Annotated in this window: 4 protein-coding genes and 1 pseudogene; 1 reads left to right on the top strand and 4 read right to left on the bottom strand. The window is 67.5% G+C overall.

The window, feature by feature from the left end:
* Window positions 1-430: 430 nt before the first annotated feature.
* Window positions 431-1231, bottom strand: coding sequence for an SURF1 family cytochrome oxidase biogenesis protein (locus PKE99_RS02370; RefSeq protein WP_063739680.1), 801 nt, complete (start codon window positions 1229-1231; stop codon window positions 431-433).
* A 517-nt stretch (window positions 1232-1748) separates the two neighbouring features.
* A pseudogene (locus PKE99_RS02365) lies at window positions 1749-2866 on the bottom strand (IS256 family transposase).
* Window positions 2867-3655: 789 nt separating this feature from the next.
* On the opposite strand from PKE99_RS02365, the gene PKE99_RS02360 reads away from it, so the two are divergent.
* Window positions 3656-4126: a VldE C-terminal domain-containing protein gene (locus tag PKE99_RS02360; protein ID WP_271214834.1), complete on the top strand. Its 471-nt coding sequence runs from the start codon at window positions 3656-3658 to the stop codon at window positions 4124-4126.
* A 276-nt stretch (window positions 4127-4402) separates the two neighbouring features.
* Here PKE99_RS02360 and PKE99_RS02355 read toward each other — a convergent pair whose 3' ends face one another.
* Both PKE99_RS02355 and PKE99_RS02350 read right to left on the bottom strand, forming a co-directional pair.
* On the bottom strand, window positions 4403-5266 hold the full coding sequence (locus PKE99_RS02355) for an IniB N-terminal domain-containing protein (protein ID WP_271214833.1): 864 nt from the start codon (window positions 5264-5266) through the stop codon (window positions 4403-4405).
* A gap of 1 nt (window position 5267) precedes the next feature.
* Window positions 5268-6083 carry an IniB N-terminal domain-containing protein gene (locus PKE99_RS02350; protein ID WP_271214832.1) on the bottom strand — a complete coding sequence of 272 codons (816 nt, stop codon included), beginning with the start codon at window positions 6081-6083 and terminating at the stop codon, window positions 5268-5270.
* Window positions 6084-6339: the final 256 nt, after the last annotated feature.

Raw genomic sequence — 6339 nt, 5'->3', positions numbered from 1 at the left:
AATGCTCTCCCCGGTCGACTTCGAAGCAGCCCACACCCCACCACACCCAGATCACTGACCCCACACCGTCAGTGTCCGGCGCTGGGGGCCAAGCTCACCTCGGCCTGTGGTTGGGCTGAGGAGCAGCGATCACACGAAGCGGAACCTGATGAGGCGCCGTGACGGGGACGCGTGCAGCGTGTCGCCGGCAAGGTCGAGCTGATCACTTGTGCGGCTCGGGCAGGGGCGCAGCCAGCCCTCCGCCTCGCCGAGGAGCTCTTGGCGTTCACGGGGCTTCAGAGGGTGCAGGTGAGGACCAGCGGTGAGGCTGTCACGGTCGGCCGGCCACGGTTTCTGAACTGCCCTTCAAGGGCTGGTCACACTACCGTTGGGGAGCGGTGTCTTCTCCTCCCTGTCTGTGCGCGGCCATGCGGGCGGGAGGCCGCCCTCCTCAAGCTTCCGCGTCGACGTCGCGGCCGGCGAGGGCGTCGCGGAAGCTCGCCTTGGTCTTCTGCTTACCGCGCCGCTGTAGCATCTCCAGCCGGATGAAATAGCCGAGCGCTACGATTGCAATCGCTCCGAAGGTTAGCCACTGCAGGGCGTATGAGCCGTTGGTGAACGGCGCCACGTTCGTATCTGGGTTGATCGGGGTTGGTGTCAGGATTCCCGGCTGGTCCGCGGCGAGCTGTACGTACCCCTCGACCATGCCAGGAGTGCCGGTGGCTGCGGCCAGTTGCCGGGAACTCATCGCATAGATCTGCAGGTGGCCGCCCTCGGTGGCCGGGGCGCGGCCGCTGGTGTCGGTCTCGTTGAGGCGCAGCCGGCCGGTCAGTGTGACCGGTCCCGATGGTGCGGCGGCGAAGCCCGGGATCGCCTGGCCGTTATTCAGGGGGACCGAGCCGCGGTCGACGGCGATGATCCGTCCGTCGTCGAGCCGGAGAGGGGTGAGCACTTGAGAGGCGGGCTTGCCGTCGACGAATCGCAGGCGGACAAGCGCCTCCGCCTCCGGCAGGAAGGTGCCCGAGAGCGCGACCCGTGACCACTCGTCCTCGGCCCTCACGCTTAAGGCGGGAACGAGTGTGGCGAAGGAGACGGGCAAGGTGGATGCGGTGGCGTCGATCGCCTGCTGCTGGGCTCGGCGCTGTGCCTCACGCCCGAATTGCCATGGAGCGAGCAGCGTGTAGCACGCCACGGCGAAGCCAACAACCATCGCCACGAAGGCGATCCAGCTTGGCCGCAGCAGGAAGCGCATGCGCCTAGGGTATGCGGCCCTCGCGGAGCCGCTGTCACCTCTGCCTCGGTCGGGGCTCCGGCTACGGCACACCGACCTGAGGTCCAATCGGGTCGCGCGGAAGGCGCGGGCATCGTAGACGAGGACGGCGGCGTGCGGATGTCGAAGAACACAGCCCATCAGCTCGGCGGCAACGCCGAGCTCACGCGGCTCATCCAGCTGCATATTGTGACGTTTGCTCAGGGCCAGGCTGTCCCGCAGCGCGAACCCGACCTCGGCCCCCGTGCGGGCGGCCGGGTGGCCGGCCACCCGGCGTGGGAGCTCGGTCGCCGCTGCGCTGCGGCTGTCCGAGGAGGGGAATCTCGCACAACTTGCCGTTTGGTCATCCTGTGGGCCAATCCGCAGGCCTCCGCTGAGCGAACGGCCGCGCCCGCCGCGGCAGGCCAGCCGTAGGCACCTGCACCCAGGCGGTTGGCACACAACCTTGTCCGGAACAGGTGATGACGTCCCACGGCGTGGTGTAGATCGTGCGCGGCGGTCAGCTTGATGGCGATGATGCCGCGGCGAGCTCGCCGGCCGCTACTGGTTGGTCCTCGGAAGCGGCTCGCAGGGCGGCCATGGAGCCCTCGGAGAGGTAGCGGCGATCCGAGACCTGCCACTCGTCGTGGGCCTCGACCAGGACCGCACCGGCCAGCCGCAGCAGCGCGGCCGGGTTCGGAAACACCCCGACCACATCCGTGCGGCGCTTGATCTCTTTGTTGAGCCGCTCCAGCGGGTTGGTCGACCAGATCTTTTCCAGTGCCCGACCGGGAACGCGGCGAAGGCCAGCAGCTCCGGCTCGGCCTCACGCAGCATCGCCTCGACCACCGGGAGCTGCTGCCCGAGCATGGTGGCGACGACCTCGAAGTGCTCGTGGACGTGTTCGGCGTCGGGCTGGGCGAAGATCGTTCGCACCGCCGCGGCGACCATCTCCGCCGACCCTTTCGGCACCCGGGCCAGCACGTTGCGCAGGAAATGCACCCGGCAGCGCTGGACCGAGGCGCCGGCGAACACGGCCTGCACGGCATGCCGCAGCCCGAGGTGGGCATCGGCGATGACCAACTGCACCCCGCCCAGCCCACGGGCCTTGAGGCTGCGCAGAAACTGGGTCCAGAACGCCCCGTCCTCGGAGTCGCCCACGGCGAACCCAAGCACCTCGCGGCGCCCGTCCGCGGCCACCCCGGTGCCGACCACCACCGCCTGAGACACCACGCGGCGGTTCACCCGCGCCTTGCAGTAGGTGGCGTCCAGGAACACATACGGGAACGCCTGGCCGGCCAGGGAGCGGTCGCGGAACGCGCCGACCTCTTCGTCGAGGTCGGCGCAGATCCGCGACACCTCGCTCTTGGAGATCCCGGTGTCCGCCCCGAGGGCGCGGACCAGGTCGTCGACCTTGCGGGTGGACACCCCGTGCAGGTAGGCCTCCATGACCACCGCGAACAGCGCCTGGTCGATCCGGCGGCGGCGCTCCAACAGGCTGGGGAAGAACGAGCCGGTGCGCAGCTTCGGGATCCGCAGCTCCAGGTCTCCGACCGTGCTGGTCAAGATGCGCGGGCGATGCCCGTTGCGCTGCGCGGTGCGGGACTCGGCCCGCTCATGGGGCGCGGCGCCGATCACCGAGGTCAGCTCGGCCTCGATCAACGCCTGATAGATGGTTCCGCCGCCGAGCGGACGCGGTCTTCGACATGGGCGGCCTTGAGTGTCTCCAACACCTCGAGCAGGGCAGACTGGTCCAGGGTCATCGTGCGTCGTGTCCTTCCGCGAGCACCTTTGAGCCGGTCTCGCTGACCGTCGCACGATGGCCCCCTACAACGCGGTCACCCACGCCGTCCGGGCCGAGGACCTACACCACGCCCTGGGACACAACTGAACAGGTCTGCAGGCTCCGCTCGCAGCGTGCCGTCGACCGATCATCGCGTGATATGTCCGTTTATCAGTGGCTCGGCAGCTACTGCTCTAATGTCGATCTCGTAACGGTAAAGGCACAGGTCCCCAGCTGTGCCGACGTCCCGGGGCTCCCCCCTCGCCCGCGGGCTTTACCGCTCCCCATCCAGGAGGATGACGTTGTCGAGGCATCGCCGTGCAGACACCTCCGCCGCACGACACCGTGCGCACCGGTCTCGGTCGGACCTCTCTGCTCCTGTTTTGAGCGGAGGTTCGCGGCGTAGCCGGCCTGCGGCACTTGTCGCCCTGACCTCGGCCCTTGCGGGAGGAGCCTTGATTGCGGGACACGGCGTGCTCAGCCGGGGCAGCCTTCACGTCGAAGATCTCGCACTGCAGGCGTTTACAGCATCGACCGCTGACAGCTTGGACGTGGAGGATCCATCACCTTCGGCCGTCCCCGTACAGGCGGATTCCTCCGATGCCGCCGGTACAGATGCCACCGCTGAGCTACGGACCGTGGACGTGGAGGCCGTCGTCAACGCGACCTCGAGCGCGGCCCGCGATGCTGCCGGCGCTTGGGCCAGGGCTGGGGCGGAGACTTCTGCCTCAAGCGCTCCGGGTTCGGCCGGCGGCGAGAACGGACCAGTAGCGCGCAATTGTGCCGCCGGAACGACGGGGTTCGGCGCGGTCGCTGCCGGCGTGGCCGAAGCCGGGGAGCAGCTCCGCTGCATGTTCGGCGTCGACACCGTGTACGGCGTCGCTGGTCGCTCCAACGCCTCGGATCACCCGGCTGGAAAGGCGCTCGACTTCATGGCTACGCGGGCGAGCGGTGACCGCCTCGCCGAGTACGCCACCGCGAACATGAAGCGGCTGGGAATCAGCTACGTGATCTACCGGCAGCGCATCAACACCGGGGGCGGATGGGAGAGCATGGAAGATCGAGGCGGGGCCACTGCCAACCACATGGATCACGTGCACATCTCGTTCGAGTGATCGAGCTCGTGCAGTCCGCGCAAGTGCACGTGCCGATCAGCCGCCGCACCTACCCCTATACGACGATCCGCACCCCCTACTGTGCCGGATGGTCACCCACTGAAGACCACCCCAGCGGACCAGACCGACATGTTCTGCAGCGACGCCGGGCTCATGCAGAACCCAGCGCTTTTAGGGAACCTGCTGCGGTACCCGGCTCTTGACCTGCAAGGGGCGCCGACAAGAAGACCCGTCACCCCACGGGGTGACGGGTCTTCTCGGGCCGAGCGGGGAGGCTCAGGCGGTGACGATCGAGTCCTCGACCGACACGTCGTCGACGGAGACGTCGACGTTGCCGGAGTCGTTGACGCTGTCGTCGGTGGTCTGGTTGAACGAGTCGTTCGTGCTCGCGTCGACGTCGACGTCCAGGTTGCCCGAGTCGGACACGCTGTTGTCGCTGTAGTCGTTGCCGGAGTCGTTGATGCTCGCGTCGATCGTCTCGTTGAACGAGTCGTTGACGCTGTGGTCGCTGTTGTCGACGCCCGCGTTGCCGCCGGTGGCGAAGGCCGAGCCGTCGTCGACGGTGAGGTCGCCGCCCACGTTGGTGCTGGTGGCGCTGCCGTTGCCGAAGGCGGTGGTGTTGCCGTCGCCGTCCACGACCTGGTTGCCGTCGCCGACGATGTTGTCGTCGCCCGTGGTGATCGTAGAGTCGTCGATGTCGCCGCCGGCCGCCACGGCACCGTCACCGGACGCCGTCACCGCGTCGATGTCGATGTTCTGGCGGAAGTCGCCGCCGTCCGTGTCGATGACCTGGTTGATCGAGTTGTCGACGATGGTGTCGCGGTCGTCGACCCAGTTGTTGGTCACGTACGTGTTCAGGTACTTGACCGCGGCCTCGTGGTCCGACTCGTGCGGCTCCTTGTGCGGCGGGGGCGGCGGCGGGGTGTGGTGGTGGTTGCCGCCGGTGTCGTACTTCCGGTCGAAGTCCGAGTCGTCGTTGTCCTGGATGAGGAGCGCGGCGTCGTGCACGTCCTCGGCGGTGAACTCGGTGAGGCCGCAGCCCTCGATGTAGGCCTCGGGGTCCGCCTTGAAGGCCTCGGCGGCCTCCGGGTCGTTGAGCAGGCTCAGCAGCAGCTCGATCAGGGTCTGGGGGGAAGCCATGTCAGTCGTCTCCGTGCCGGTCGTGAAGTCGTGAGGACGAGGGGAGCGTGATCAGAGCGCGACGGCGGAGTCGTCGACGTCGATGTCGCCGGTCTCGACCGAGAAGTTGCCCGAGTCGTTCGTGCTGCTGTCGGTCGAGCTGTTGCCCGAGTCGTTCACGCTGTTGTCGAAGTCCAGGTCGGCGTTGAACGAGTCGTCGACGCTGTTGTCGCTCTCGTCGTTGAACGAGTCGTTGATCGACCGGTCCACGTTCGTGTTGCCCGAGTCGTTGATGCTGTTGTCGCTGTTGTCCGCCCACGATGTTGCCGTTGCCGGTGGTGACCGTGGAGTCCTCGATGTCGCCGCCGGCCGCAACCGCGCCGTCGCCGGAGGCCGTGACCGCGTCGATGTCGATGTCCTGACGGAAGTCGCCGCCGTCCGTGTCGATCTTCTGGTTCACCGAGTTGTCGACGATGGTGTCGCGGTCGTCGACGTAGTTGTTCGTGACGTACTTGTTGATGTACTCGACCGCACCCTTGCCGCCCTCGGCGTCGCCCTCGCTGTGTCGAGGCGCCGCGGCCGCCGCGACCAGGTGGTTGCTGCCGGTGTCGTAGTTGCGGTCGAAGGAGGCGGTGTCGTTGTCCTGGATGAGGACCAGGGCGTCGTGCACGTCCTCGGCGGTCAGGTCCTCGAGGCCGGCGTCCTTGAGGGTGCCGTACGGGTCCTCGCGGAAGTTCTCCTGGAGCTCCAGGGACTCCTCGTCGTTGCCGATGAGCTTGAGGAGGAACTCGAGAAGCGTCATGGGGATCGTCTCCAGGTGTGGATCGCCCGTGGCCACGGTACTGACGCGGGCCATAGTGGCGATCGGTGTGGTCGCAGTGCTTACTTACCGTTGGAGCCGCAGCTCCCTACCGGCGACTCGCGCGCGGTCGTCATATCAAGTAGGTCACTGATTTACCGTCATCTGTGGGCGCCGGGGCTGCTCAAGAGCGAGCATCGGTACGGTTGTGCAGCCCGGAGTCGCCTTCTCCCTTAAGGATCACGATTTCGGACGCGCCCGGTGCCGTCTGCTGCTCCGGTGTCTCAGATTCCAG

This window comes from Pseudonocardia halophobica (assembly GCF_027922425.1).
Taxonomy (GTDB): domain Bacteria; phylum Actinomycetota; class Actinomycetes; order Mycobacteriales; family Pseudonocardiaceae; genus Pseudonocardia; species Pseudonocardia halophobica.
The sequence above is the reverse complement of the archived record's forward strand: the minus strand, read 5'-3'. Positions and strand labels throughout refer to the sequence as shown.

Bases quoted from the DNA above. Each gene is read 5' to 3' on its own strand.
- PKE99_RS02370 (WP_063739680.1), bottom strand. From the start codon at position 1,231: ATGCGCTTCCTGCTGCGGCCAAGCTGGATCGCCTTCGTGGCGATGGTT.
- PKE99_RS02355 (WP_271214833.1), bottom strand. From the start codon at position 5,266: ATGGCTTCCCCCCAGACCCTGATCGAGCTGCTGCTGAGCCTGCTCAAC.